The organism is Nonomuraea marmarensis (genome assembly GCF_043197025.1).
Taxonomy (GTDB): domain Bacteria; phylum Actinomycetota; class Actinomycetes; order Streptosporangiales; family Streptosporangiaceae; genus Nonomuraea; species Nonomuraea marmarensis.
On record NZ_JBICRM010000018.1, the window covers coordinates 173,789 to 197,337 of the forward strand.

25 protein-coding genes and 1 pseudogene are annotated in these 23,549 nt (G+C 69.4%); 12 read left to right on the forward strand and 14 right to left on the reverse strand.

The features are described from left to right. Positions 1-9: 9 nt before the first annotated feature. Entirely contained in the window at positions 10-978 is a 969-nt protein-coding gene (locus ACFLIM_RS27960) for an AraC family transcriptional regulator (protein ID WP_393170409.1), read from the forward strand. On the opposite strand, the gene ACFLIM_RS27965 is transcribed toward ACFLIM_RS27960, so the two are convergent. The 5 genes from ACFLIM_RS27965 to ACFLIM_RS27985 all read right to left on the reverse strand — a co-directional run bounded on the left by ACFLIM_RS27965 (position 971) and on the right by ACFLIM_RS27985 (position 3,922). Then, complete coding sequence (locus ACFLIM_RS27965; protein WP_393170412.1) at positions 971-1,147, reverse strand: hypothetical protein; 177 nt, start codon at positions 1,145-1,147, stop codon at positions 971-973. The genes ACFLIM_RS27960 and ACFLIM_RS27965 overlap by 8 nt on opposite strands. A 7-nt stretch (positions 1,148-1,154) precedes the next feature. After that, the gene (locus ACFLIM_RS27970; protein ID WP_393170414.1) at positions 1,155-1,511 is read right to left on the reverse strand and encodes a hypothetical protein; all 357 of its coding nucleotides are present in this window, start codon (positions 1,509-1,511) and stop codon (positions 1,155-1,157) included. Between the two features lie 17 nt (positions 1,512-1,528). Next, the gene (locus ACFLIM_RS27975; protein WP_393170416.1) at positions 1,529-1,777 is read right to left on the reverse strand and encodes a hypothetical protein; all 249 of its coding nucleotides are present in this window, start codon (positions 1,775-1,777) and stop codon (positions 1,529-1,531) included. A 380-nt stretch (positions 1,778-2,157) separates the two neighbouring features. After that, positions 2,158-2,661 (reverse strand): DUF402 domain-containing protein, encoded by a 504-nt coding sequence (locus ACFLIM_RS27980; protein WP_393170417.1) that lies wholly within the window; start codon positions 2,659-2,661, stop codon positions 2,158-2,160. A 415-nt stretch (positions 2,662-3,076) separates the two neighbouring features. After that, complete coding sequence (locus ACFLIM_RS27985) at positions 3,077-3,922, reverse strand: NAD(P)H-binding protein (RefSeq protein ID WP_393170419.1); 846 nt, start codon at positions 3,920-3,922, stop codon at positions 3,077-3,079. An 81-nt stretch (positions 3,923-4,003) separates the two neighbouring features. Between ACFLIM_RS27985 and ACFLIM_RS27990 the strand changes: the two genes are divergently transcribed. The 3 genes from ACFLIM_RS27990 to ACFLIM_RS28000 all read left to right on the forward strand — a co-directional run bounded on the left by ACFLIM_RS27990 (position 4,004) and on the right by ACFLIM_RS28000 (position 8,807). Beyond that, on the forward strand, positions 4,004-4,957 hold the full coding sequence (locus ACFLIM_RS27990; RefSeq protein ID WP_393170421.1) for an AraC family transcriptional regulator: 954 nt from the start codon (positions 4,004-4,006) through the stop codon (positions 4,955-4,957). 353 nt (positions 4,958-5,310) lie between these two features. Next, a complete protein-coding gene (locus ACFLIM_RS27995) occupies positions 5,311-5,508 on the forward strand; it encodes a hypothetical protein (protein ID WP_393170423.1) in 198 nt (65 codons plus the stop codon). 56 nt (positions 5,509-5,564) lie between these two features. Then, a complete protein-coding gene (locus tag ACFLIM_RS28000; RefSeq protein ID WP_393170425.1) occupies positions 5,565-8,807 on the forward strand; it encodes a BTAD domain-containing putative transcriptional regulator in 3,243 nt (1,080 codons plus the stop codon). A 3-nt stretch (positions 8,808-8,810) separates the two neighbouring features. On the opposite strand, the gene ACFLIM_RS28005 is transcribed toward ACFLIM_RS28000, so the two are convergent. Together ACFLIM_RS28005 and ACFLIM_RS28010 are read right to left on the reverse strand one after the other, a co-directional pair. After that, entirely contained in the window at positions 8,811-10,115 is a 1,305-nt protein-coding gene (locus tag ACFLIM_RS28005) for an SGNH/GDSL hydrolase family protein (RefSeq protein WP_393170427.1), read from the reverse strand. 208 nt (positions 10,116-10,323) lie between these two features. Beyond that, the gene (locus tag ACFLIM_RS28010; protein WP_393170429.1) at positions 10,324-11,754 is read right to left on the reverse strand and encodes an FAD-dependent monooxygenase; all 1,431 of its coding nucleotides are present in this window, start codon (positions 11,752-11,754) and stop codon (positions 10,324-10,326) included. Positions 11,755-11,921: 167 nt separating this feature from the next. Between ACFLIM_RS28010 and ACFLIM_RS28015 the strand changes: the two genes are divergently transcribed. Continuing rightward, a complete protein-coding gene (locus ACFLIM_RS28015; protein WP_393170431.1) occupies positions 11,922-12,338 on the forward strand; it encodes a hypothetical protein in 417 nt (138 codons plus the stop codon). 103 nt (positions 12,339-12,441) lie between these two features. On the opposite strand, the pseudogene ACFLIM_RS28020 reads toward ACFLIM_RS28015, so the two are convergent. The 3 genes and pseudogenes from ACFLIM_RS28020 to ACFLIM_RS28030 form a co-directional block, all read right to left on the reverse strand. Further along, positions 12,442-12,639 (reverse strand): annotated as a pseudogene (locus ACFLIM_RS28020) (DUF6596 domain-containing protein); the annotation flags it as partial. After that, on the reverse strand, positions 12,603-12,743 hold the full coding sequence (locus ACFLIM_RS28025; protein ID WP_393170433.1) for a hypothetical protein: 141 nt from the start codon (positions 12,741-12,743) through the stop codon (positions 12,603-12,605). The gene ACFLIM_RS28025 and the pseudogene ACFLIM_RS28020, both read right to left, overlap by 37 nt. Further along, complete coding sequence (locus ACFLIM_RS28030; protein WP_393170435.1) at positions 12,743-13,159, reverse strand: YciI family protein; 417 nt, start codon at positions 13,157-13,159, stop codon at positions 12,743-12,745. Before ACFLIM_RS28030 ends, ACFLIM_RS28025 begins: the two co-directional genes overlap by 1 nt. Before the next feature lie 422 nt (positions 13,160-13,581). Here ACFLIM_RS28030 and ACFLIM_RS28035 point away from each other — a divergent pair, with 422 nt between their 5' ends. Beyond that, entirely contained in the window at positions 13,582-14,064 is a 483-nt protein-coding gene (locus ACFLIM_RS28035; RefSeq protein ID WP_393170437.1) for a cupin domain-containing protein, read from the forward strand. Positions 14,065-14,174: 110 nt separating this feature from the next. On the opposite strand, the gene ACFLIM_RS28040 is transcribed toward ACFLIM_RS28035, so the two are convergent. Both ACFLIM_RS28040 and ACFLIM_RS28045 read right to left on the reverse strand, forming a co-directional pair. Beyond that, complete coding sequence (locus tag ACFLIM_RS28040; protein ID WP_393170439.1) at positions 14,175-14,978, reverse strand: hypothetical protein; 804 nt, start codon at positions 14,976-14,978, stop codon at positions 14,175-14,177. A 112-nt stretch (positions 14,979-15,090) separates the two neighbouring features. Continuing rightward, positions 15,091-15,597, reverse strand: a complete 507-nt coding sequence (locus tag ACFLIM_RS28045; RefSeq protein WP_393170441.1) for a DUF6933 domain-containing protein — start codon at positions 15,595-15,597, stop codon at positions 15,091-15,093. A gap of 289 nt (positions 15,598-15,886) precedes the next feature. Here ACFLIM_RS28045 and ACFLIM_RS28050 point away from each other — a divergent pair, with 289 nt between their 5' ends. The 4 genes from ACFLIM_RS28050 (at position 15,887) to ACFLIM_RS28065 (ending at position 20,334) form a co-directional block, all read left to right on the forward strand. Next, a complete protein-coding gene (locus ACFLIM_RS28050) occupies positions 15,887-16,012 on the forward strand; it encodes a hypothetical protein (RefSeq protein WP_393170443.1) in 126 nt (41 codons plus the stop codon). Positions 16,013-16,481: 469 nt separating this feature from the next. After that, positions 16,482-19,274, forward strand: a complete 2,793-nt coding sequence (locus ACFLIM_RS28055) for a helix-turn-helix transcriptional regulator (RefSeq protein WP_393170445.1) — start codon at positions 16,482-16,484, stop codon at positions 19,272-19,274. Between the two features lie 76 nt (positions 19,275-19,350). Next, positions 19,351-19,857, forward strand: coding sequence for a hypothetical protein (locus ACFLIM_RS28060; RefSeq protein WP_393170447.1), 507 nt, complete (start codon positions 19,351-19,353; stop codon positions 19,855-19,857). A 330-nt stretch (positions 19,858-20,187) separates the two neighbouring features. Next, on the forward strand, positions 20,188-20,334 hold the full coding sequence (locus ACFLIM_RS28065; RefSeq protein WP_393170449.1) for a hypothetical protein: 147 nt from the start codon (positions 20,188-20,190) through the stop codon (positions 20,332-20,334). 25 nt (positions 20,335-20,359) lie between these two features. Here ACFLIM_RS28065 and ACFLIM_RS28070 read toward each other — a convergent pair whose 3' ends face one another. Continuing rightward, a complete protein-coding gene (locus ACFLIM_RS28070) occupies positions 20,360-21,175 on the reverse strand; it encodes an endonuclease/exonuclease/phosphatase family protein (protein WP_393170451.1) in 816 nt (271 codons plus the stop codon). A 119-nt stretch (positions 21,176-21,294) separates the two neighbouring features. Between ACFLIM_RS28070 and ACFLIM_RS28075 the strand changes: the two genes are divergently transcribed. Then, complete coding sequence (locus ACFLIM_RS28075; RefSeq protein ID WP_393170453.1) at positions 21,295-21,588, forward strand: VOC family protein; 294 nt, start codon at positions 21,295-21,297, stop codon at positions 21,586-21,588. A gap of 226 nt (positions 21,589-21,814) precedes the next feature. Here the strand turns inward: ACFLIM_RS28075 and ACFLIM_RS28080 are convergent, their stop codons facing one another. Beyond that, a complete protein-coding gene (locus ACFLIM_RS28080; protein ID WP_393170455.1) occupies positions 21,815-22,105 on the reverse strand; it encodes a hypothetical protein in 291 nt (96 codons plus the stop codon). Between the two features lie 148 nt (positions 22,106-22,253). On the opposite strand from ACFLIM_RS28080, the gene ACFLIM_RS28085 reads away from it, so the two are divergent. After that, positions 22,254-23,189, forward strand: a complete 936-nt coding sequence (locus ACFLIM_RS28085) for a helix-turn-helix transcriptional regulator (RefSeq protein ID WP_393170462.1) — start codon at positions 22,254-22,256, stop codon at positions 23,187-23,189. Positions 23,190-23,549 lie beyond the last annotated feature (360 nt).

The window sequence follows — 23,549 nt, forward strand, 5'->3', positions numbered from 1 at the left end:
GATCCCGACATGACGCCGACACTGCACGAGCACGCGGTGTTCGCCAGAGGACCGATCTTGGGCGCTGTCCACGAACTGAGCACGGACGTCGAGTCGCACGCGCACGATTTCCTCGAGATCGCCGTGATCGGGGCCGGCCGTGGCAGGCACGTGACCAGCGGGGGCGAGCGTGAGTTGCGCTGCGGTGAGGTCGTCATCCTGCGGCCAGGCGCCTGGCACGGGTTTCGGGACTGTGTGGGCCTGACAGTCGCCAACTGCTGCCTGTCGGCCAAGGCGTTACGAGCCGAGTTGGCCGCGCTGCACGACATTCCGGCGCTGCGCCGGATTCTGTGGACCGATCCCATGGCGTCCGGCACACACGGCGTAGCAGTGACGACTGTCGGCCAGACCGCCGCGGAAGAGGCCACCGCGGAGATCGGCAGGCTCGAACGGGACCTCGCGACCCCAGAGGCCCGGCCCGGCCGCGTGTTGGGCCGACTGGTCACCGTGCTGGGCATTCTCGCCGACGGCCGTGACCTCGAACCCGCGACCGCCGAGTCCGCGATCCACCCCGCCGTCGCGGCGACCGTCGCCCGGCTCGAGGAGGCACCCGCGCAGCAGTGGCGACTGGACGATCTCGCCCGGGCGGTCAATCTGGATCCCGCCTATCTCGGCCGGCTGTTCGCACAGGACATCGGGTTGACCACCATGGGCTTTCTGGCCCGAGTGCGGGCCGAACGCGCCGCCACGTTGCTGGCGAACTCCACCCTGTCGGCCGCCCAGGTCGGCGCCACCGTCGGCTGGGGCGATCCCACCTACTTCGCCCGCCGCTTCCGGACTCTGGTCGGGCTCACACCCAGCGAATACCGACGACGCAGCCAAGCCATCCCGACGCACTACCGTCCCGGCGGTGGCGCCGATGACGAGGACGACCTTCGGCCCAAGCGGGCCAACAGGTCCGGTCCCGTGTCAGGCATGATGCCGTCCGGACTCACGTGACGGCGGCGGTCGTGGCAGCGCGCGGGCGGAGCAGGAACGCGCCGACGGTCGTGAGCTGATGACCCTCGGCGAGGCACTGTTCGACGACGTCAGTAGTCGCCGGGCTGCCCGCATCGGCACGGAGCAGCTCGAGGCGCTGGAAACGCACCTGGCTGGTCTCGCCGCGCACCGTTCGTTCAGTGCCGAGGACCTGCGGGACTGATCTGTGTGCCGGTGGAGAGTTGGATGTCGACGTTGCCGCCTGAGATGACGACGCCGATGCGCCTGGGCAGGTGGCGCCGTGACCTGCCGTCAGGGAACGTTTGGTGTCGTCGCCTGCCGCCGGTTCGACTCCGACCACCCGGATACCGGGGTGCGGCGCGGTGGCGGCGATGGCGCAGCCCGCGATCAGCGCCGCCGCCGACGGGAACGACGAGCATGTCCAGCGGTCCCGCTTCCGTCAGGAGTTCCAGTGCGGTGGTGCCCTGGCCCGCGATCACGTGCGAGTGGTCGTAGGGCGCGACCACGACCAGGCCACGCTTGGCGGCGGTCATCGCCAGTTCCCGGCCCGTCAGCGCGACGGAACTTTGAACGCGCCGCCACGCTCGAAGTTCTCGCACTTCAGGAACAACTCGGCGCCCACGAGCCGGTCCAGGGTCCGCGAACGCAGCACCGGGGTCCGGTACGCGACGCCGTCGAGCAGGGCGGCAGCACGGACGTCGCCCAGGGGCGCGGCGGTTTGGCTGATCTGGAGATCTGCGTTTCCGTGCTCAGGTTGACTTAGGAGGAACAGGCCTGACCTGCGGAAATGCTTGATCATTTGAGTGCCCCCGGCAGGATTCGAACCTGCGGCACCCGCTTTTAGGAGAGCTCGAGCCGTACGGAGAGCCCGGAGATCCGCACTGAGTTCGACCGGCGCATGGCGTCCCTGCGTCATGACGTTCTGCCGCGCGTCTGGAGACCGTTCTGAAGACACCCATGGCGCTGGCGCGCGCCCGTAGCGTGGCACCGACGCTACGGGCTGCTGCTCGTGGTCGGCGACGAGTCTCCGCTGCCGCATCTGTGATCCGAATGTGATGACGAGCTTCTCCTCATAGGAGGATCTCGTATCGGATCATGTCTTCCTGTGAAATCCATGGATCAAACGGGGAGTCGACCCCATTCGGCACCGCCGAAGGCAGTGACGCTGTCCCCGGCTCGTCAAGCCCGCTCCAGCCACTCCCAGCCCGCGGGGATGACCGGTTCGGTAGCAGAAGCCAGCCTGGTCTGCAGGTCGGATGCCGCGGCTCGGGCTGCGGTGATGACGGCTTGGGGCACTACGCACTCGGCCACAGTCTGCTCGAACTCCTCCTCATCGACCAGCAGGACAGTGCCATCCGCAAACCGCGCCAGATCCAGTTCTAGGTCCATATAACTCCACCCCGATACACCCAGAGTCGGCGGCGTGCAGATGTCGACGCTGATCCAGCGGTCGTTACGCCACCACCAAGCCGCCCACCAGCCATTGCGTGGGAGTAACTGCACACCGTCGCTCGGGAGCATCACCGACGTGCCGTCAGCCTTTCGATGGACCTCGCCTTCTCGGCTGAACAGCCAAGTACCGAACTCGTCGGCGCCCAAAATTCGAGCGTCCCATTCTGCCGCCAGCCTGGGTGCATTCGTGCCTGGCAGCGGCCATTTGCCCTTCTGCACGCCGATCCGCATTCCGGCTTCATCCTTCCTCAGAGACATTTCCTTTCACGCACTGACGCCTACGGCGACACGTGCGGCGATATCTGTCGCCTCAAGAATGGCGATCAAGAGTATCTCTGCGAAGATATTCTACGGGTCGTCCTGAACGCTCGGCTTGGCGCGAAAGCCAGGGCTGGAGGGCTTCCGCCAAACGGTTATCTCGTTGTGGCCCGCTATGACCTGGACCGCTTCGCCTTCCTCCTCGGCGGCAACGACGGCGAGGACCTCCTCGGGCCAGGCACGCGCTGAACCCGCGGCAACCCGCCGGGCACCTCATGAACCGGGTCCAGGCCGTTAGGGCCGCGCCCTGCTTCAGGCCACGGGCTGTCGGTGTACTACATGGCGTGCAGAGGCGGGTACGGCAAACGTGCATAGGGCCACCACCTCATCAGCCCTGCCACGCTCCGGCGGCGGCCGCGTCCGTCACGAAACGGGCAAAGTCGCGAGGCTGGCGGCCGAGTGCGCGCTGTGCTCCGTCGGACAGGTGCGCGTCCATGCCGCGTCGGATAGGGGCGATCGCGTCCGCATAGGCTTCGGCATCGATCTTCGACCAGCCCTCGCCTTCGAGATGGTCGATGAACTCCTCCACGGTCAACGGCACGTAGCGCACCGTGCGGCCGGTCGCCTCCGCTAGCAACGCGAGGGCCTCGGCGATGGTCAGCGCGCGAGGGCCGGACAGCTCATACGTCTGCCCCTCATGCCCGTTCTCGGTCAGTGCCGCGACCGCCACCGCGGCGATGTCTTCGGCGTCGACGAAGCTCACCGCGCCGTCACCGGCGGGAAGGCGTACCTCGCCGGTGAGCACCGCGTCGCGGAAGAAGCCCTCGCTGAAGTTCTGCGCGAACCATCCGGGCCGCAGAATCGTCCAAGCCAGGCCGCAGGAGCGCACCGCGTCCTCGCCGTCGATATGGGTCTTGCCCGCCGCGTTGTTGTCGCCCGCATAGCCCGGAACGTCCACCCCACGCCCCGACAGCAGCACGATGCGCTGGACGCCGAGGTCCCTCGCCCGCCGAACGAACGGCCGTGTCAGGAGTTCGCCGTCGTGCGGCACGATGAAGACGGCCCGTGATCCCTGCAGGGCGGCATCCCATGTGTCCTGGTCGGTCCAGTCGAAGCGGGGCTCGCCGGAGCGGGAGCCCACGCGGACGGCCACGTTCCTGCGCCGAAGTCGCGACACGATGCGTGCGCCGACCTTGCCTGTACCGCCGATGATCAGAATCGGTTGTTGCGTCATGGGACTACTCAACCCTGATGTGGTGAGCGGGGCGATGGCCACAACGCTCACTTCGATGTCCGAGCGTCTAGCCTTGGGCTCGTGGACACACTGACGGACCTGCTGGACGGGGTGCGAGCACGCGCGGCCCTCCTCCACCGGTCGATCATGACCTCGCCGTGGTCCCTGCGTTTCGCCGGCGGCGCCCCGCTGACCCTCCTCACCATGCTGGAGGGGCAGGGTTGGATCATCCCGACCGACGGTGAGGCGGTGGCGGTCGGCCCCGGCGACATCGTGATTGCCCGCGGTCTCGCCTCGTACACCGTTGCCGACGACCCCGCCACCTCACCTCAGCACGTGATCACCATCGCCCACTACTGCGCAGCGACCGCGCGGGCGATCGAGGATGGAGGACCGGCCCAGGATTCGCGTACGTGCGGGGTCACAGAAAGCGGCTCGGCCATCCTGCTCAGCGGGGCCTACCAGGGCTCGGCCGGGATCAGTGACCGCTTGCTCGACGCCCTGCCCGACATTCTTGTCATCACCGACGACGAAGGTTGTTCCCCGCTGCTCAGGCTGGTGGCGGCGGAAATCGCACGGGACCGGCCGGGACAGCAGGCGGTGCTCGACCGCCTGCTCGACCTGATGCTCGTCGCCACGTTGCGTGCCTGGTTCGACCGCCCCGAGAGGCACGCCCCGGTCTGGTACCGCGTCAAAGACGACTCCGTTGTCGGCACGGCCCTCCGCCTCATGCACGGCAACCCGGCCCACCCATGGACGGTGGAAAGCCTCGCCGTCAAGGTCGGCGTCTCCCGAGCTGCCCTGGCACGCCGGTTCACCGCCGAGGTCGGCGAGCCTCCCATCACTTATCTGGCCAATTGGCGTATCGCTCTGGCGGCCGACCTCCTCCGCAACACCGACGCCACCGTCGGCTCCGTCGCGAGCAAGGTCGGCTACTCCGGTACCTTCGCGCTCAGTGTCGCGTTCAAACGCCGGCTTGGTACCACCCCAAGCCAATACCGCGCCAGCTCCCCACCGGGCCAGCACAGCAGTTGATCTCTCTGCACGTTTACCGTACGCGGCTCTGCAGTTGGATCCGTACGCCGACACGGGCCACCTCTAACGCATGGCATGTCCCCCCGCAAGCCTGCCGCTGGCCGCGTTTAGCGAGAGCACGGTTCCGCTCACCCCGCACCCAACACGGCCCCGGCCCACAGACCCGCAGCCGCCAAAGTGCCGTCACTTCTCGTGTCCTTGGACCACGAAGACGGCCCAGTGTTAAGCCATTGACCTGGGCGAGCCCGATTGAGTGGCACGACGGACCGAACGGCTCAGCCTCCAACCGTCGGCTCTCTGACCGGGGCGGGCCTGATTCGATGGCATAGGGCTCACTTCGCTGGCAACGGACAATGAGTTCGGGCACCACGTCAGCCTGGTTCGGCGGGCGGGCGGGAATCGGTAACCCGCTGCGGGGCGCGCCCAACACCGTGCTGCTGCCGCACCTCGGGTACGTCACCGAGGCCGGGTATCGCTCGATGTACAAGCAGGTCGTCGAGGACGTCGCGGCCTGGCGGGCCGGGTCCCCGATGCGGGTGCTGACGGCCTGAGCGCACGCTGGAGGGGCGGGTTGGGGCTTGCGGGCTGTATGCGGGAGGATCGGGCGGTGCACGGGAACGAGGAGACGCGCCTGCGGGTGACGCTGCTCGGCACCCTCGAGGTGTGCCGCGGCGACGCCGTGGTGGCCGTTCCCGGCGCCCGGCTCCGCGGCCTGATCGCGCGGCTGGCGCTGGCCGGAGGCCGGCCGGTCGAACCGGGTGTCCTGGTCGATGCGCTGTGGCCGCAGGAGCTCCCGGCCGACCCGGCGAACGCGCTGCAGTCGCTGGTCTCCCGGCTGCGCCGGCTGCTGGGCGAGGCCGGCGCGGTCACTCGGTCCGAGGGCGGCTACCGCCTCGGCGTCACGGAGGACGACGTTGACGCGCTGCGGTTCGAGCGGCTGGCCGCGCACGGCCGTGACCGGCTCCGGGCCGGCGATCCCCGGGCGGCGGCAGGGCTGCTGGGCGAGGCGGTCGCGCTCTGCGGCGAACCGTCGGTGATCGCCGCGGTCGCCCCGGCGGTCGCGACGCGGCTGGCCCGCACCGCGGTCGAGGCGGGCGCGGATCTGGCCGAGGCGGAGCTGGCGCTGGGCCGCGCCGACGACGCCGCCACCCGGCTGACCGCCCTGCTCGCCGAGCACCCGGTGGACGAGCGGGTGGCCGCGCTGCAGATGGACGCGCTGGCCGCCCAGGGCCGCCAGGCCGACGCCCTCGACCTGTACGAGCGGGTGCGCGAGACCCTCGCCGACCGGCTCGGCGCCGACCCCGGCGCCGCCCTGCGCGAGCGCCACCTGCGCCTGCTGCAGTCGCCGGCTCCCGCTCCCGAGGCGCAGCGCGAGGCGCCCGCGAGCAATCTGCCCGCCGCCCTGACCAGCTTCATCGGGCGCGACGACGACCTCGCCCGGATCGACACGCTGCTCGCCCGCGGGCGCCTCGTCACGGTGGTTGGGCCGGGCGGGGCCGGCAAGACCCGGCTCGCGGTCGAGGCGGGCCGCCGCCACGAGTACCGCGACGGCATCTGGCTGGTCGACCTGGCCGCGGTCACCGAGCCGGCCAAGGCCGGCGCGGCGATGCTGGCCGCGATCGGGCTGCGCGGCGCCGCGCTCTTCGAGGCCTCCGGCCGGATGCGAGCCGAGGGCAGCGAGCTGGACGTGCTCGCCGACCAGCTCAACGGCCGGGAGAGCCTGCTCGTGGTGGACAACTGCGAGCACCTGATCGACGCCGTCGCGCACCTGATCGCAGCGCTGCTGACGCGCTGCGCCGGGCTGCGGGTGCTGGCGACCAGCCGCGAGCCGCTCGCGATCGACGGCGAGGCGCTGGTCCCGCTCGGCCCACTGGCGCTGCCGGGCCCCGGCGACGGCCTCGAGGACATCCGCCGCAGCGCGTCGGTGCGCCTGTTCACCGAACGGGCCGCGTCGGTGCGCCCCGGCTTCGACATCGACGAGCAGACGCGCGCAGACGTGGTCCGGCTGGTGCGCGGCCTGGACGGCATGCCGCTGGCGCTGGAGCTGGCCGCGGCCCGGCTGCGGACCCTGTCGCTGGCCGAGCTCGCCGCCGGGCTGTCCGACCGGTTCCGGCTGCTCACCACGGGCAGCCGGGCCGCGTCGCCGCGGCACCGCACGCTGCGCGCGGTCATCGCCTGGAGCTGGGATCTGCTCGGCGAGAACGAGCGTACGGTGGCCGAGCGGGTCTCGGTCCTGCCCGGTGGCGTGACGCCGGAGTCGGCCGCCGCGGTCTGCGCCGGCACCGCGGTGCTCCCGGGCGAGGTCCCCGAGCTGCTCGCCGCCCTGGTCGACAGATCGCTGCTGCAACTGGCGCCCGACGCGGGCCGCTACCGGATGCTCGAGACCCTGCGCGAGTACGGGATCGAGCGGCTCGCCGACCGGGGCACGCTCGACGCTGTCCGGGATCTCGCCACCCGCTACCTGGCCGACCTGGTCGCCCGCGAGGAGCCGCTGCTGCGCGGCCCCGATCAGCTCGCCGCGCTGCGCGTGATACGCACCGAGTACGACAACGCGCTCGCCGCCCTGCGCCACCTGTGCGACACCGGCAACGCCACCGCGGCCGTCACGCTCGCCATGGACCTCTCCTGGTACTGGCAGATGCTCGGCCGGCATGCCGACGCGGCGTACTGGCAGGGGGAGGCGCTGGCGCTACCTGCCGCGGGGCACACGCTGGACCGCGACACCGCCGAGGCAGTGCTCCTGCTCAACCGCATCAACGCCCGTTCCCCGCTGACCGTCGAGGGTCTGCACGAGAACGAATCCGCGCTGCGGGCCCTGGCCGATCGCCTACTCGCCCACCCGTCGCTGCCCGGATTCGCCGGCGTCCTGGCCGCGATCACGCTCCACTTCCTGCGGGAGCACGAGGCGTCGTTCGCCTTGGTTCAGCATCTCGTCGACGGCCCCGACGTCTGGCTGTCCGGGCTGGCCCACATGTTCCGGGCCTCGTTCGCCGAGAACGAAGGCAACCTCGACCAAGTACGCGCCGACGTGGCCGCCGCGCTCGACGCCTTCGGCCGGGCCGGCGACCGCTGGGGCCTGGCCACCGCGCTGCCGATGCGCGCGCTGCTGCGGCAGTACGACGGGGACCTCGACGGCGCGTTGGCGGACCTGAGCGAGGCCCGGGCACAGGCGCAGGAATTCGGCTCGCTGAGCCTGGCCGACGAGGTCTTCCTCGACGTGCGCTGGATCGACCTCTACCTGCGGCGGGGCGAGGACGCACGGGCGAGGGCGATGCTCGACGCGGTCCGCGAGCGGGCGGAGCGATCGGCGTCGCCGGAGCTGGTCGTCATCGTCACCGCTCTCGAGGCCGGCACGTGGCTGCGGCTCGGCGACCTGGACCGCGCGCGGGCCCGCATCGAGGCGGCCGAGGCGGAGATGGCCGGCGAGTCCCCGACCGGCGGCGACCACAGCCAGGCGATCGTCAGCTCGGTGCGGGCCTCGCTGTGCCTGCGGCGGGGCGACGCCGAGGGCGCCGAGGTGGCGCTGGCCCGGGCGTACGGGGCGGCCCTGGAGAGCGGGGACTTGCCGATCATGGCGATGGTCGCGGTGACCGAGGCCGAGCTGGCCGGGCTGCGGGGGCGGCACCGGGACGTGGCCCTGTTGCTCGGCGCGGCGGCCCGGCTGCGCGGCACCCACGACCTCAGCGACCGGCAGATCCAGGCGTTGGCCGCCCACGGCCGCACGGCGCTGGGCGAGGACGTCTTCGCCGCGGCGTACCAGGATGGCTGGGAGCTGGAAGGGAAGACGGCCTCGCTCCAGGTCGATCCGGCGCGCCTGCGCCGTGAGCTGCACGGCCCGGTGCAGGCGTAAGCCCTATCCCCGGAACAGCTCCAGGTCGAAGGCCTCGGCGATCGCCTTGTTGCCCGCGTCGTTCGGATGGATGCCGTCGCCGGAATCGAACTCGGTGCGCAGCTTCGTTGGTGCGGCCGGGTCACGGGTGGCCGCGTCCAGATCGACCACCGCGTCGAACTCGCCGCTGCTGCGGATCCAGCGGTTCACGTCCTGGCGCATGCGCTCGCTCTCCGCCGTAAAGACAAACGTGCCACCGAATTGCGTCATCGTGCAGCCGATGATCCGCAGGCCGTGCAGATGCGCGCGGCCGATCAGCATCCGGTAGCCGGCGATGATGTCCTCCGCCGTCGCCCGCTCGCTCTCCGGCATGCCCGGCATGAAGCCGAAGCAGATGTCGTTGCCTCCCTCGGCCAATACCACCCAGCGCGCGCCGGGCCGGGCCAGCACGTCGCGGTCGAAGCGCGCCAGCGCGCTGGCGCCGAAGCCGTCGGTCTCGCGCAGGACGCGGTTGCCGGCGATCCCCATGTTGATCACCGCGCGCGGCGGCAGGTCCTGCTGCGCGGCCAGCCGGCGCGCCAGCAACGAAGGCCACGGCGTGTCCGCATCGGGCGTGGTGCCGGCGCCATCGGTGATGGAATCGCCGAAGGCGACGATGGTGGCGGCCGTGGGCTGCGCCAGCACGTCGATGCCGGCGAGCCACAAATAGGACTGAAACCCGGTGGCGTTCTGCAGGCTCTGCGTGGCAGCCTGATTGCCCGGTGCGAGCCACGCCGTGCGCAGTCCGAGCTCGTGCGTCGTGGGAGTGACGGGCTCGTCGGGGATGTACAGCGAAACGACCAGATCGGTCTGCGCGGGCACGTCGTACTCGATGGGATCGCTGTAGATCTGCGCGCCCGTCGGCAACACCACCGTATCGCGCCCGCCGAAGGTCAGTTTGCGCGCGCTGCCCGCGCGGATCGCCGCGCCGCTGTCGTGCCGCGCGATCTGCGCGGCATCGATGCGCACCGGCGCGTAACCGAAGGAGTTCGACAGCGCGACGCGCACGGCCGTGCCGCCCACGGTGGCACGCGCCACCATGCGCACGGTCTGCGCGCTGACCTTCGTCGGCGCGGCCGGCGGTTCGGGCGGCTGGGGCGTGGAATCCTGTGCCGACGCGTCGGCGGGCGCGTCGGCGGCCGGCGCACCGGCCGGAGGAGCGTCATCCGGCATCTGCGGCCCTCCACCGGGCTCGGCAGGTTGCGCCAGCTGCTGCGGCGTGCCCCAGGTAGCGATCCAGTTTCCCTGACTTGTAGGGCTTGTCCTCGTGTTTTCGCGGAGCTCGTCCATGGATCCAACCTTCCGAATTGAAATAGGTCTCGTGGTCATATCGCGGATCGATGTTTCCGTCCGGGCCCGGCGGTCGACGTAATTCCCGTATACCGCCTGGGGGCATGGGCGGCGCAGGCCCTCGGAGCCGTCCTGCGCCGCGGCCTATGCCACTGCGGCCGCCTCGTGTCCGAGATGCCGCCGGATGGCGGCGCTACGTCGCTCTCATTCAGAACCAGCGCGCGAGCGCCTCGTCGAGTGATGTGGACGACGCGTCTGTCCAAGCGATGCAGCCGTCGGGACGGACGAGTATCGACGGGCCTTCCTTGGTGTGTGTATGGTGCACGTTTTGCGGGAGTGACCGTTCCGAAGGCGAGAGGAACACGCCGCCGCCTTTCTCCATCAGCGCGTAGAGCCGCTCTTCGCTGCCGTCGGCGAGCGTGCGGAGCTGATCCTTCGCGAGCGTGCCGACGAGCGGGTCGTCCTCGCCGAGGTCGTAACGAATGCCGGCACCCGAGAGCATCTCGCCGATGTAGCGATTGCCTTGGGGCAGCTTGATCAGGTCGCTCACGATGGTGCGGAGCGCGCTCGTGAGCGGGTCAGGACGCACCAGCGCGACTTGCGCGCGGGTGTTTTCCAGGACGCGCGCACCGACGGAATGGCGTTCGGCGGTGTAGGAGTCGAGGAGATGATCGCGCCCCTTCACCGCCGCGGCAAGCTTCCAACCAAGGTTCGCGGCGTCGACGAGGCCGAGGTTCAAGCCTTGGCCGCCAAAGGGTGAGTGGACGTGCGCGGCGTCGCCGGCGAGAAGGACGCGGCCCATGCGGTAGGTCGTTGCTTGCCGCGCGTTATCGGTCCAGCGCGTCGCCTTCGAGATCGAAAGGATCTTGACGTCGGTGCCGCTCACGCGCTGGATCGACGCTTCGACCTCGGCCTGCGTGATCGGCGCATCCCGATCCGGCGGCGGGCCGTCGAACTCCGCCGTGAAGACGCGCCCCGGGATCGACGTGATGAGGCCGCGCGGCGTTCGCTGCCAACCCTTCGCGAGCTTCTCGGGTGCATCGAACTCGGCGAGAGCCTGATAGCCGGTGATGGTCGGATCCGTGCCGGGGAACTCGAAGCCGGCGAGCTTGCGGACGCGGCTCCGGCCACCGTCGCAGCCGACCAGGTACTTCGTGCTCAGCGGGCCCGCGCTCGTCTGCACGGTCACGCCGTCGTTGTCCTGCTCGAAACCCTCCACCGCAACGCCGCGACGGATCTCGATCCCGAGCTCGCTCGCGCGCGCGGTCAGGATCCTCTCGAGCGCCTCCTGCGGCACCATACGGCTGTGGCGCTCCGGGTCGCGCTGGAGGTCCTGGTCAATCACGAACAACGCGGAAAAATGGCCTCCCGGCTTCTTCACCGGTCCGGATCCGGCACGCGCCGCCTTCGTCATCGGCATCGTCACTTGTTCCTCGTCGAGCGCACGCGCGAACCCGCGTCGCTCCAGCGCCTCGACTCCCACCGCGCCGATTGCGGCGGCCTTGATCCCGCGGTCGGGCTCCACGAGCCGCTCCAGCACGAGCGGCTTCACGCCCGCGGTCTCGAGCTCGATTGCGAGGAAAAGCCCGACCGGGCCAGCGCCGACGATGACGACGTCGTGCACCACAAGATCGCTCATGTCTCCGTCCTTCCGCCTCGGATCGGGGCCGTGCAGGCTCCGCCCTCGACATGCAGACTGCCGCGGCCCTCTGACATCGCCCGCACATCGCCCGCACATCGCCCGCACATGCCGCTGGCACGCCCCTGGCAGCCCGCCGTCGACGGCCGTTGCCAACACTCGTCGGCGTGGACGATCTCATGCTGCGGCCCACCGCTCGCCAGCTCTGTGGCCTGCTCGCCGGGGCCGGCATCAGCCTCGGAGCCGCGGCGGTGCTGCTGGTCGCCGGCCCTGCGCTGCGGGTGACGGAGTGGGGCTGGGCGGCCGCCGCCCTCGCGCTCACCTTCGCCGTCGTCTACCTGCTCAAGCGCGGCGACGTCGCCGCGCTGACCGCGGCCGGCCTGCGCAGCCGCAACTTCGGCCGCGCCAACGCGCGGCTGGTGGGGAGTCGCCAGTCCGCGACGGGCGGACCCCGGACCTGTGTCCCGCTTTCGTACCCGACCAGTTCAGGGGATGGCGGAAGCATCCTGGCGCCAGCAACTGGGGCGATTCAGCCAAGGCACAGCTTTCCCACCACACGTTCGCCGCCAAGCAACCGGACTTGACGACCCGGTCGGAGGCGATGGTCCATATCCCTGCCCCTGACGGTCTGGGACACCCGCTATGCGGGTGATCGCCTAGGGGACACGGCGAAGCGCCAAGCCTTTCAGCTGCCTGCAGGCCGTAGGGGCCGAGGCCGCGAGTCGATGCCTTGGCCAGCGCGGCCAGCCCACGGCGGATCGCCGAGAAGTCCCACCGCCGCCGGTCCTGGTGCTCGAGCAGGATCGGCGAACCGTCCGGGCCGGTCCGGGCCGGGAAGCGCGCGGCCGTCAGCTCGCACAACGCGAGCAGGCCGTGCGCCTCTGGGCCGCGTCCTCGGCCAGCCCGAAATCGCCGGTGAACTGGGTCAGCGCGGCGACGATCCGCGCCGACTCGATCCGCCAGACGGCCTCGACGTCGGCCCTACCCATCAGATCTGGCCGTTGCTCTCGCGCCCGGCCCGTTCCTTGACGATCCGCTCGTTGTCCTGCGGGACCTCCTCGCTCCCGGCCACCCGGCGGACCTCGATCTTGGACCCGGGGACCGCCGGGACCCGCTTGGCCCACTCGACCGCCTCCTGTTTCGAGGCGACATCGAGCAGGAAGTAGCCCCCGAACAGTTCCTTGGTCTCTCCGTAGGGCCCGTCAGTGACCAGCGGGGCCTCGCCGCTGAAGTCGACCACGACGCCCCGGCCCGGATCGTCCAGCCCTTCGGCCGCGAGGAGAACACCGGCCTTGACCATCTCCTCGATGAACCGGCGGGTCGCGGCCATCGCCTCGCCGATGTTGGCCATCATGGCCGCGTTCGTCTCATCGGTGCCCCGCATGATCAGCATGTACTTCGGCATCGCGTTCTCCTCATCCGGCGGGGCCGCCTCTCGACCCTCGCACCCACACGTCGAACGAGCGGCCCGCAGATCGACACGGCCCCGGAGAAATCTCTCGCCGCAACGCAGCCGATCCCACCGACCCGCGTTTCGCCCGTCAGAGCGGCCCCTGAGCGATGGCAGACGCGGACGCCATGCTGATCAGAAAGCTTAACGTCGCAGCTTTGGAAGGCAGCAACGCTCACACATCTCTGGGGAAAAGCATTCGGGACGCGGCCAGTGACTTCTTTCCGCTACCTGGCTGAAGAGATGGCGACGGGAATCTTTAGCGCGTTTCGCCCGCGGCGCACTCTCATGCCGCGGATGGAGCGGCCTGGCCACGCGCCGCCGCCAGGGCGACTGGCGGGTAGCCCGGGCGGGGCAGCCTGTCTAGAGTTGATCCGGTGACCTACTTGCACGATACCGGGGAAGTAAGTGCCGAGTTCCGTGCCCACGATGACGCGGAGAGCCTTACCTTCCGCACGTCCGGCACGCATGTGCGGTTCGTGGCGCCGGGCGCCGCGACCAGGGGGCAGTTCGGTCTGTTCGAGTGGAACATGCAGCCACGCACGGCTGGTGCCGATGCACACTTCCACAAGACGTTCTCCGAGTCGTTCTTTGTCACGTCCGGCACGGTCGACTTCTACGACGGCAACCGCTGGGTGCCGGCTCGAGCGGGTGACTTCCTGTACGTACCGATGGGTGGCGTCCACGGATTCCGCGCCCTCAGCGACGAACCCTCCTCGATGCTGATCTTGTTTGCTCCGGGTGCGCCACGGGAGAAGTACTTTCGTGAGCTCGCGGCAATCCGGGACAACGGCCGGACGCTGACCGAGGATGAGTGGACAGAGTTCTTCGCCCAACACGACCAGTACCGCGCCAAGTAACCGCCGGTCCATCGCACCGAGTAGTTGGGTGGCCATAGTCAGTCAATCGATCGCCAGCTGGCGCAGTCGCGCCGGGCGACATCTTCAATTACCGCCGTGCGCTGCCTCAATCAGGGTGACCAGCGCCATTGGTCGAGGTCGGCCCACGTCGCTTCGAGGGCGGCGGCGAGATGGCCACCGAAGGCGACAGTTCCCTCGTGGGAGGCGAACGCGATCCAGGTGAGCGTGTCATCGCTCCACACGCCCTCGGCGCCGGTGTACTGGGGTGCGAACATCTCCACATCAACGAGGTAGTCCGCGCCGTACTCGCGTAGCTCTGTCACGCGGCCGCCGCTCATCTCGCGCAGCGTGGCGCGCACCTGGGCGAGTCCCTGCTCGTCCCACATCGATGCCTCCGTCAGCACGAGCGTGTCCGGCGGGGTTGGGTCGGCGAGCATCGGGTGCCACGACCTGCCCACCAGCCCCCATCGCTGCTGCAGGTGTTCCTGCCGTTCGGTCGACTCGGCCGGCGTCAACACGCGCCGGTACGCCAGCGGTTTCACCCGAAGGTCGCCCCACGTCACCCATCCTTGCAGGGTCGACCGGAACAGCCGGCGTTCCTCGGCCATCGCCTTGGCCTCCGCCTTGTTGGACGCCGGCTGGGTGAACGGCGACTGGGCCGTGTCGGCCGCCTCGACCAGGACGTCGACGAGGCCGGAGAGCTCGGGTAGCCGGTCTGGATCGAGCCGCTCCACCTGCTCCAAGATCGCCGCGACCACGTTGTACCGAGGGAAGATGCGCCAGGCTTCGGGACGGTAGTGGTACCCGTCTACGGCCCGCCCCTGGTTGGGCAGCGCGGCGTACCTGCGAGCCAACTCGTCGTAGCGCTCTATCAGATACCGACGCGCCGCCACGTGCAGCGTTGCCGAGTCCATGCCCCAGACTCCCATGATCCAGCCGCCGGTGCGCTCTCGTGCCGCGGACAGGACGGAATACCGTGTCCGGTCCTGCCGTGATCTGCGTGGTGGTGTGCCGTCGTCGGCGGGGTCAGCTTGCTGGAGGTGTGATGGAGCGAAGCAGCGCGTCCAGTTCGCGGTCGGGACTGATGTGTTTGTTGTAGAGGGGTCCGCAGGGTGTGGTCGCCAGGTGCATCGCGAGGCCGAGCAGATCCGGCGCCGGGGTGTCACCGCGGTAGGTCTCGGCGAGGTAGGTGAACTCGTTCATGATGCCGACAACGCTGCGGTTGGCGGTCTTGGCCAGGCGGCAGTCGCGCATCTGCTGCAGTTCCTCGCCGATGATCGCCTCTGGGGTTCCATGCGCAGCAAGCACCGTGGCGACCTTCTGCGGGAACCTGGCCAGCAGGGTCGCTGCGGGGGCCAGGGGCATCAGCACGGGTAGCAGTGTCGGTTCGTTGACGAACAGCGCAACCTGGGGCTTCCAGAACACGGCGGTGGCGTACCACTGGCCCAACAAAGTGGTGGACTGCTCGCCCTCACTCAGGCTGGGCGGGCCGATGCGGTCGAGCAGTTTCTTGGTCGCGCGCACGATGAGCACCCGCCCATCCTGCCGCGCAGACCCGGCATGGTGCCCCGTCAGGGCGTCAGAGGGCCGGCCTCCACCGTTCCGACGACGGATCGTTGGTGAGACGGTCGGCTTGTGGACGCACTTTTCTGCCGCGAGTTGCGCCACCAGACGAACCGCCGCTCTGACCGGCGGACACCGAAACAGGCCACGGTAGTAGGACGATGCCATGTTCCTCGCTCATCTGTCGCATACCGGCCCGCAATGGGCTGATGCCCGGCCGATGGAAGAACAGACCGAATAGCTCACGCATGCGTCGTACATGGACATGCTGGTCGACGAAGGGCTCATCGTGTTGGGCGGTCCGCTCGACGACATGTGCGTCGTGCTCGCCATGGAGGCGGAGTCCGAGGAGGCCGTTAGGGCGATACTCAGCCGCGATCCGTGAAGCGGCACCCACCTGCGGATCGACACGATCGAACCGTGGACGATCCGCCTCGACGGAGACCTGTTACGCGGTCTGGTCGTAGTCCTTGCCGACCAGAGGGTGTGGATGGACGAACCGCCCATCGAACCTGGCCTGCTCCTCCCAGACCGGATCCGGTGGATACCGGGCGCGCCGCAACGGCACTCGTGTGCGTGCCGCTTACGTGGTCCGCGAGAGGACTGGCCAGATACGCCGCTGCGGCGATCTCCTCGGGATGGCCGAGACGGCCACATCGTTGGAACCAAGTCCTGCGCCGTCTGCGGGTTTGATCTGTTCCCACGTCTCGCCCCGGCCCTCGGGGCGGTTGTATCGCAGGCTGGTGGAGCTGGCTGCGCGAACGTTTACGTGCTGCGGAGGCTGTGGCTGGATGATGGCATCGAACTGGCTCATGCTTAGCTGAACATCCCAGGGTGGGCAGGAGATTGTGGGCGTGGACGGTGTGTTCGTCGGTCGCCGCCGGGAGTTGGCCGAGCTCGGCAGGCGGCGGTCTGACGCCGCCGAGGGGCGGGGCGGTGTTGTGCTTGTCGTCGGCGAGGCGGGCATCGGCAAGTCCGCGCTCGTAGAGCGTCTGATCGGTGATTTCGGGGCCGACGGCGTGCCGGTGCTGGTAGGCCGGGCGGTGCTCGACGAGGGTATGCCGGCGTTCTGGCCGTGGATACGCCTGTTGGGTGCGCCTGCCGGCGCCGCGCACGGGCTCGGCCAGGAGTTGCTCGCCGTCGGCAGGCCTGCGGCTTTTGCCCTAGCGGCGGCCGCGCGGTTCGAGATGATCGACCGTACTGCTCGGGCGCTTGTCGTGGCCGCCACCGAGCGGGGGCTCCTGGTCGTCCTGGAAGACCTGCAGTGGGCTGACGAGGCTTCCCTCCAGTTGCTGCGTTACCTGGCCGGCGAGCTGCCGGGCTCGCGGTTGTTGCTGGTGGGTACCTTCCGCGATGAGGGCGTGCCACCGCTGCTCACGGACGTGGGCGGGCTGGGTGGGGTACAGCTGCTCCGGCTCAGGCCGCTCGGGGTGGAGGAGGTAGCTGAGTATCTGTCCTGGGTGGGAGCCGGAGAGGTTCATCCGTCGTGGCCGGCGAGGGTGCACCGATACAGCGGAGGCAACGCCCTGTTCGTGCGAGAACTCGCACAGGTGCTCATCACCGAGCGACTGCTGGCCGCGCCCGCCGTGGAGTTGCCGGTACCGGTGCAGCTACGGCGTCTGGTGAGCCACCGGCTCGATGGGCTGAGCGAATCGTGCCGACGGCTGCTCGCGGGCTGCGCGGTGTACGGCGAGGAGGTGAACGTCCGGGTGCTGGAGGCCGAGCCGGAGCCGCTGGCCGAGGCGGTGGCGGCGGGCGTGCTGGTCGAAGATGTGGCGGCTCCGGATCGGCTGCGGTGGTCGCACGCGCTGGTTCGGGCGGCGTATTACGAGGACATCCCGAGGGCCGAGCGGCTCGCGTGGCACCGGCGGCTGGCCGAGGCGCTGGCCACCTCGGGCGGCAAGGGGCGGGCGGTGGACAGCGCCAGGCACTGGCTGCGCGTGGCAGTGGATCAGCCGAGCCGGCGTGCCGCGATCGCCGCGTGTGGCCACGCGGCGCAGGAGGCGGGCGACCTGCTTGCCTTCGATGACGTCGCCTACTGGCATGGCCAGGCCCTCGGTCTGATCGAGGATGACACTGAGCGCTGCCAGACGCTGCTCGCGCTGGCCGACGCCGCGTACCGTGGTGGTCAGGTGGCCGAAGCGCTGGACTGGTGCGCAGGCGCTGCTGACCTCGCCGAGTGGCTGGACCGGCCCGATCTGCTCGCCGATGCCGCGATCGTGGTGCAGGGTATCGGCGGGCCGCATGCGACGACGGTTGCACAGTTGTGTGTTCGGGCACGCGATCGGCTCGGCGAGGAGGACAGCGCAAGGCACGCGCGGGTGCTCGCCCAACACGCGCTCACGATGACGATCAACGACATCGCCGACGCCGACCCGGTCAGCAGGCGAGCGCTGGAGATGGCCGAGCGCAGCGGCGAGACGGACGCGATCATCGATGCCGTCCACGCCCGGCACCAGGTGGTCGGCGGCCCAGACAGCGTCGAGGAGCGGTTGTCTCTGGGCAACCGTCTTCGCGAGATCGCCGGGACGCAAGATCGGCCGATCGCCGCGCTGTGGGGACATACCTGGCGGATCGACGCCGCCTTCCAGCTCGGCGCGATCCAGACCGTGAGCAGCGAGCTGGTCGAACTCGAAGGGCTGGCCGACCGCGTTGGCTGGCCACTAGCCCGATGGCATCTGCTCAGGGGGCACGCGTCGCTGGCCCTGCTTGCCGGCCGGTTCGACGAAGCCGAACGGCTCGCCGAGTCCTTCCGAAAGATCGCCGACCGCACGCAGGACCTGTCGGCGCAGGGCGCGTTCTTCGTCTTTCACAGCCTGCTGTGGCGCCGGACCGGGCGGCCGGGCGACATCCGCGAAGTCCTGGCCTCGCTTCCGGAGTCCTACGTCGCCCTTGCCGAGCGCATACCAGTCCTGATGTCGGTCAGTGCCATGCTGCACCTGGACGGCGGAGACCGGGACCACGCAGCTGTGCTGTTCGAGGGCCTGCGGGCGAGCATCGACGGGCTTCCGGTCAACCAGCGCTGGACGATGATCGTCACCTCCACCGGTGAGCTGGCGGCCGCATTCGGCGATCGGGACACTGCCGCGCTGTGTTACCGGCTGCTCCTTCCGTACGGCGGGTACTACGACAATCAGGCCGCCGGCTGCAATGGAGCAGTCGCTCGCACTCTCGGCACCCTCGCCGCCGCGACGGACCGCCTTGACGACGCCGACCGCCATTTCTCCACCGCTGCGACGATGGAGCGACGCATCGCCGCGCTGCCGCACCGGGCGCTGGCCCAGCTCGCGCACGCACAGGCGCTGATGTCCCGGGGCGCCTCCGGTGACCGTGCTCGCGCGCTGGACCTCGCCGAGCAGGCGGCGCTCACCGCCCGTCGCCTGGGGATGGCACCGGCGGCAAGGGCGGCGGCTCAGCTGGCCGACGAGCTCGCCGGTGTGCGTGGCGGTCCCGTGACGCTCACCAGACGGGAGCACGAGATCACCGGACTGGTCGCGACAGGCCTGGCCAACCGGGAGATCGCCGAGCGGCTCGTCGTGTCGGAGCGCACCGTCGAAACCCACGTCAGCCACGTCCTCGGCAAGCTGGGGCTGGCCAACCGCACCCAGCTCACCGCCTGGGCACTGCGGGCCGGGATACGTACCTGACCTCCGTACCAGTACCGACGTGCGGCACCCCCTTACCCGGCGAGGATCGCATTCCCACTACATGGAGGTGACCCACATGTACGCCACATTTCACGACAACCCCCCTCCCGCACCCGCGGAGCGTTACCTGCTCCAGCACATCGGGGACGGCAGGCAGTTCACGATCATGCTCTGGGACACCGAGGAGCGCGCTCGCGCGGCCGTCCCCCGTGCTGACGAGATCTACGAGGTACTCGACGACTGGTACGGCCCAGCCGCGGAGCAAGCAGCCCACGCAGCGTCCATCGCCGTCTTCGAAGGGCCCGTGAGTGCCGCCCACTTCGAGGCCGGTATGCGTGACCACGAGAAGCGGTTGAAGCCGGCAAGCGCGACGGCCGAGGGGTTCATTCGCGGGCTCCTCCTCTGGCAGCCGAACGCCAGGTCCGTCCGCATGGTTGCCACGGCCGCCTCGCTGGAAACCCTGGAAGCCGACTCCCGGGCCGTCTACACCACACCGCTGCCACCGGATGAGGATCCAGCCCTGATCATGGCACCGGACCGAGTCGAGGTCTGCCGAGTGCTCGACCACGTTCCCGCCGCGTGAACACGATCCCTGATCAACACCGAGCCTGCGGATAACCGACATCATGCGGGGGGCCGGTCCCCCATCAGGACAGTCCCCCGCATGGGTTCTTTCGATCCGCGGTCGGGCCGAGAGTGAGGTGCAAGGTCAAGCGGCCCCACTGCTCGTCGGCAGGCCTCGACCGGGGGCGTGCCTGTGGCCGTCGGGGATAATGGGGGCATCCTGGCGACACCGCATGGGGCCGCTGAGCAGCGCACCGGGCTCGGCGTGCGCCAGAGTCGGTCAGACCCTACTCTCGCACGCATACCGGCCAGCGAATGTGCCTCGTTCCGATCCAGAAAGAGACTGCGCATGGCCCCGCCCCGGTTGGCCAAGCAGATACGGCATTCCAAGAGCTATTTCGGCAACCCTCTGGTCATCGCCGACAAGTCCCTGACCAGCGACGCCGCGGCCATCACGCAAGTGGCTCGCGCCCTGGCCGGCGTGCCCTGCGATTGAGCGCGCCGGCCCACGGACGTTCAGGTCACTTCGGCAGTCCGGCGCGGATCACGAGCGCGTCGTGGTCGGTGTAGGTGGTCCGCTCGACTTCCAGCGTCGGAGCCGTGAGATTGCCGTAGGCGTGCTGGATGCCGGGAGCCTGAGTGGCGGCCGCGTCGGTCAGCGTCCACTGGTCCTTCGGAGCGCACGACGAGCGGCGGTTGACGTCCCCCGCGAAGATGGTCCGGCGGCCGCGGGAGGCGAGCACCTGGGCGAGCTCGGCGCACTGAATCGAGTTGGTGGTGCCGGGAGCCTCACCGTCGGTGGACAGGTGGCTGGTGCACACGTCCACGCCGCGGGCGGTCGTCACGCAGAGCCAGCGCCGCTGCTCCACCCCGCTGAACACGGAGTACGGCGCGTCCTCGGAAGCCTTGATGGCCTCCATGGTCAGCACGGCGTTGCCGAACTCGCCTCGCCCGCCCGGCGTCTTGCAGGCCAGCGGGGCGCCGTTGTAGATGACCGTGGCGAACCGGTAGTGGTAGCCGGTGCGCTCGGCGATCTCGGCCACGTCGCCGCTGCACGCTTCGTTGAGGGTGACCGCGTTGACGTCGTTGGCCTGGATGCGTTCCACGACCTCGTCAATGATCTTCGGGTATTGGGTCCGGGCGTAGCAGCCGGCGTAACCGCTGGCACAGAGGTTCATCTGGAGCAGTGAGTAGGGCGGGTGTGCGTCCTGCGACGGTGCATCCCCCGGCTGCGTCGTGGTGGAGGCCATGGCGACGCTGGGGGACAACAGCAGCCCAGCGGTCATCAGGCAGCCGATCAACAGGGCACGCAGACGTGTCAGGGAAAATGAGATCACGGCGTCATTGTGCTGGCGTGATCGTCGGACCGACAGGACGCGCGGAAAGAGTTCACCGCTCTCTCACACGGCCGTCACTCAGCTCTGGTGCCGCGAACCTGCCTGCAGCCGCTCCGTCCATGGCCTTCCGTACCCGCGCCGGACGTGAGCAGCCGGGGCAGGGGCGTGGTGAGCGCGCTCATCTGCCCGCCGGCCGATCCGGCCCAGGCGTTCCCGTCACACACGCGGACGTGCTGTTCGCCAGGCCGGACCCGGCGCACCCGCAGCAGGCCCAGCTCGGCCTCCTTGTCGACGACCTCGACACCGGCGAGGCCCGGGCACTGGAGCTGGGCGCGTCCCGCCTGAACGCCGGCGGCGACCGCTTCAGGGTCTTCACCGAGCCGGCCGGCCACCCGTTCTGCCTGATCCGGTAGAGCACCCCGGGCCCATTCAGGTCCGTCCGCGGCCCGGACAATCTCGGCAGGCGTCCGACGAGCGTGGCAGTGTCCGAATGGCAAGGTCACAAGGAGTGCAGGCGATCCGCGACGCGGTCGACCACAAGCACCGGGCTGATCGCCCCTGCGAGCTCGTCACCACCCAGCGGGCCCGTCGGACATCCTCGGCACGAGCGCGCGGATCGCGGCAGATGAGTGCGTTGGCTCAACGGTCGTCGTCGACCGGTTGGAAGATCCTGGTGTTCGGGGTACCGGCGAGCGCCGGCGCGTTCTGCGGGTTGGACCACACGGTGGTTTGCAGAAATTGCAGGAAGGTTTGAGCGGCGTCTGTGGTCAGGAAGTCCAGGTCGATCGTGACGTAGTGGTCGTCGTCGACGGGGCGCATGATGCGGTGGCGCAACACTCCCGACTGGCTACGGGCCTCTGCGAAGGTGTCGAACGCTTGTCGCCACAGTGCGAAGTCCACGATCGGGTGTTCAATGCGTAGGGTCGGCATGACACTGACGCTAAACGGTGGCCGGGCGCGCCGCCTATCCCAGATGTCTGGGGGCTTTATGGTGTATGCAGCGGCCGTGGAGCGGGTGCGGCGGATCAGCCGGGTAGCGACCGACTCGCGAACGCTACGGTCGCAAGCCTTGATCGAGATGGGCCGTGTCGTGCCGTTTGACGCGTACGTCTGGCCCCTGACGGATCCGGAGACGTCCGTCGGAACGGAACCGCTCGCCTCGATACCACCGCCGCTCATGCCGGCGCTGCCGCAGTTGATCCGCCTCAAGTACCTGACCGAGGCGAACCGGTGGACGAGTCTGGCCGCCACGGCTCGACTCGTCAGGCCCGCGGACAGTCTGGTGTGGCGCGAGCTGTTGCGTGCTCACGGTGTTTCCGACATCGCCTCAACGGTCTTCCGAGACCGGTACGGCTGTTGGGGCTTCCTCGACCTGTGGCGCATCGGCGGCGTTTTCACCAGCCCCGAGCTGACATTCCTCGATGGCATCGCGGAGCGGCTGACGCAGGACCTGCGCCGGTGCCAGGCACGCACGTTCACTGCCACCGGTGGCGCTCGAGGCCCTGGTCCGGTTGTCCTGCTGCTCGCTCCAGACATGCAGGTGCTCGAGCAAACCCCACAGACACACGACTACCTGATGCGGCTGCTGCCACCGGGCGCGGGCATGGAACCCGTCCCAGCCAGCGCCTACAACGTCGCAGCACAACTCGTGGCGGTCGAGGAGGGGATCGACCTGCGGCCACCCTGTGCTCGGGTGCATCTTGCCGCGGGACGGTGGCTTACGCTCCGCGCTGCACGTCTCGGCCCTGCCGGCCGCTCCGATGCACAGATCGCCGTCACGATCGAGGAGGCTTCGCCCGGCGAACGGACGGCTGTGTTCGCCCGGGCCTTCGGGCTGACCACGCGCGAGACAGAGCTCCTGATGCACTTGACGACAGGGGCCGACACCCGCGCCGTTGCCACCAGCATGTTCCTGAGCGCGAACACCGTGCAGGATCACTTGAAGTCGATCTTCAGCAAGACCGGAACCCGCAATCGGCGCACCCTGCTCTCCCGCGCGCTCGGCACCGGATAACCCCGCACGACGCCATCACGCCGAACCAGCTTCGAGAACATCCGCTCATCGGCAGGAGCGGACGTTCGCCAGAGACCCCGAGTGCCGACCAACACGTGAGCCTCGACAGCCCATGTGCCTGCGACTTGTTCTCTGATCATGACGTGTCGGCTTGCTTGGTGCAGAGAACCGGTAAACAACAGGCCGGTACGCACGGGCTCCCGGGACCTGGCCTTGGCCGCGTTGAACCGAGCCGGAACCTGTCAAACCGAATGAGACATCAGGCCACTTGTGTGGTTTGTGGTGAGGTCTCGGTCTGGAGGGTCGTGGGTGGCTTGTTGATCCACACTCTGGAGGGCAGCGGCGGCGGGTAGGGGCGCC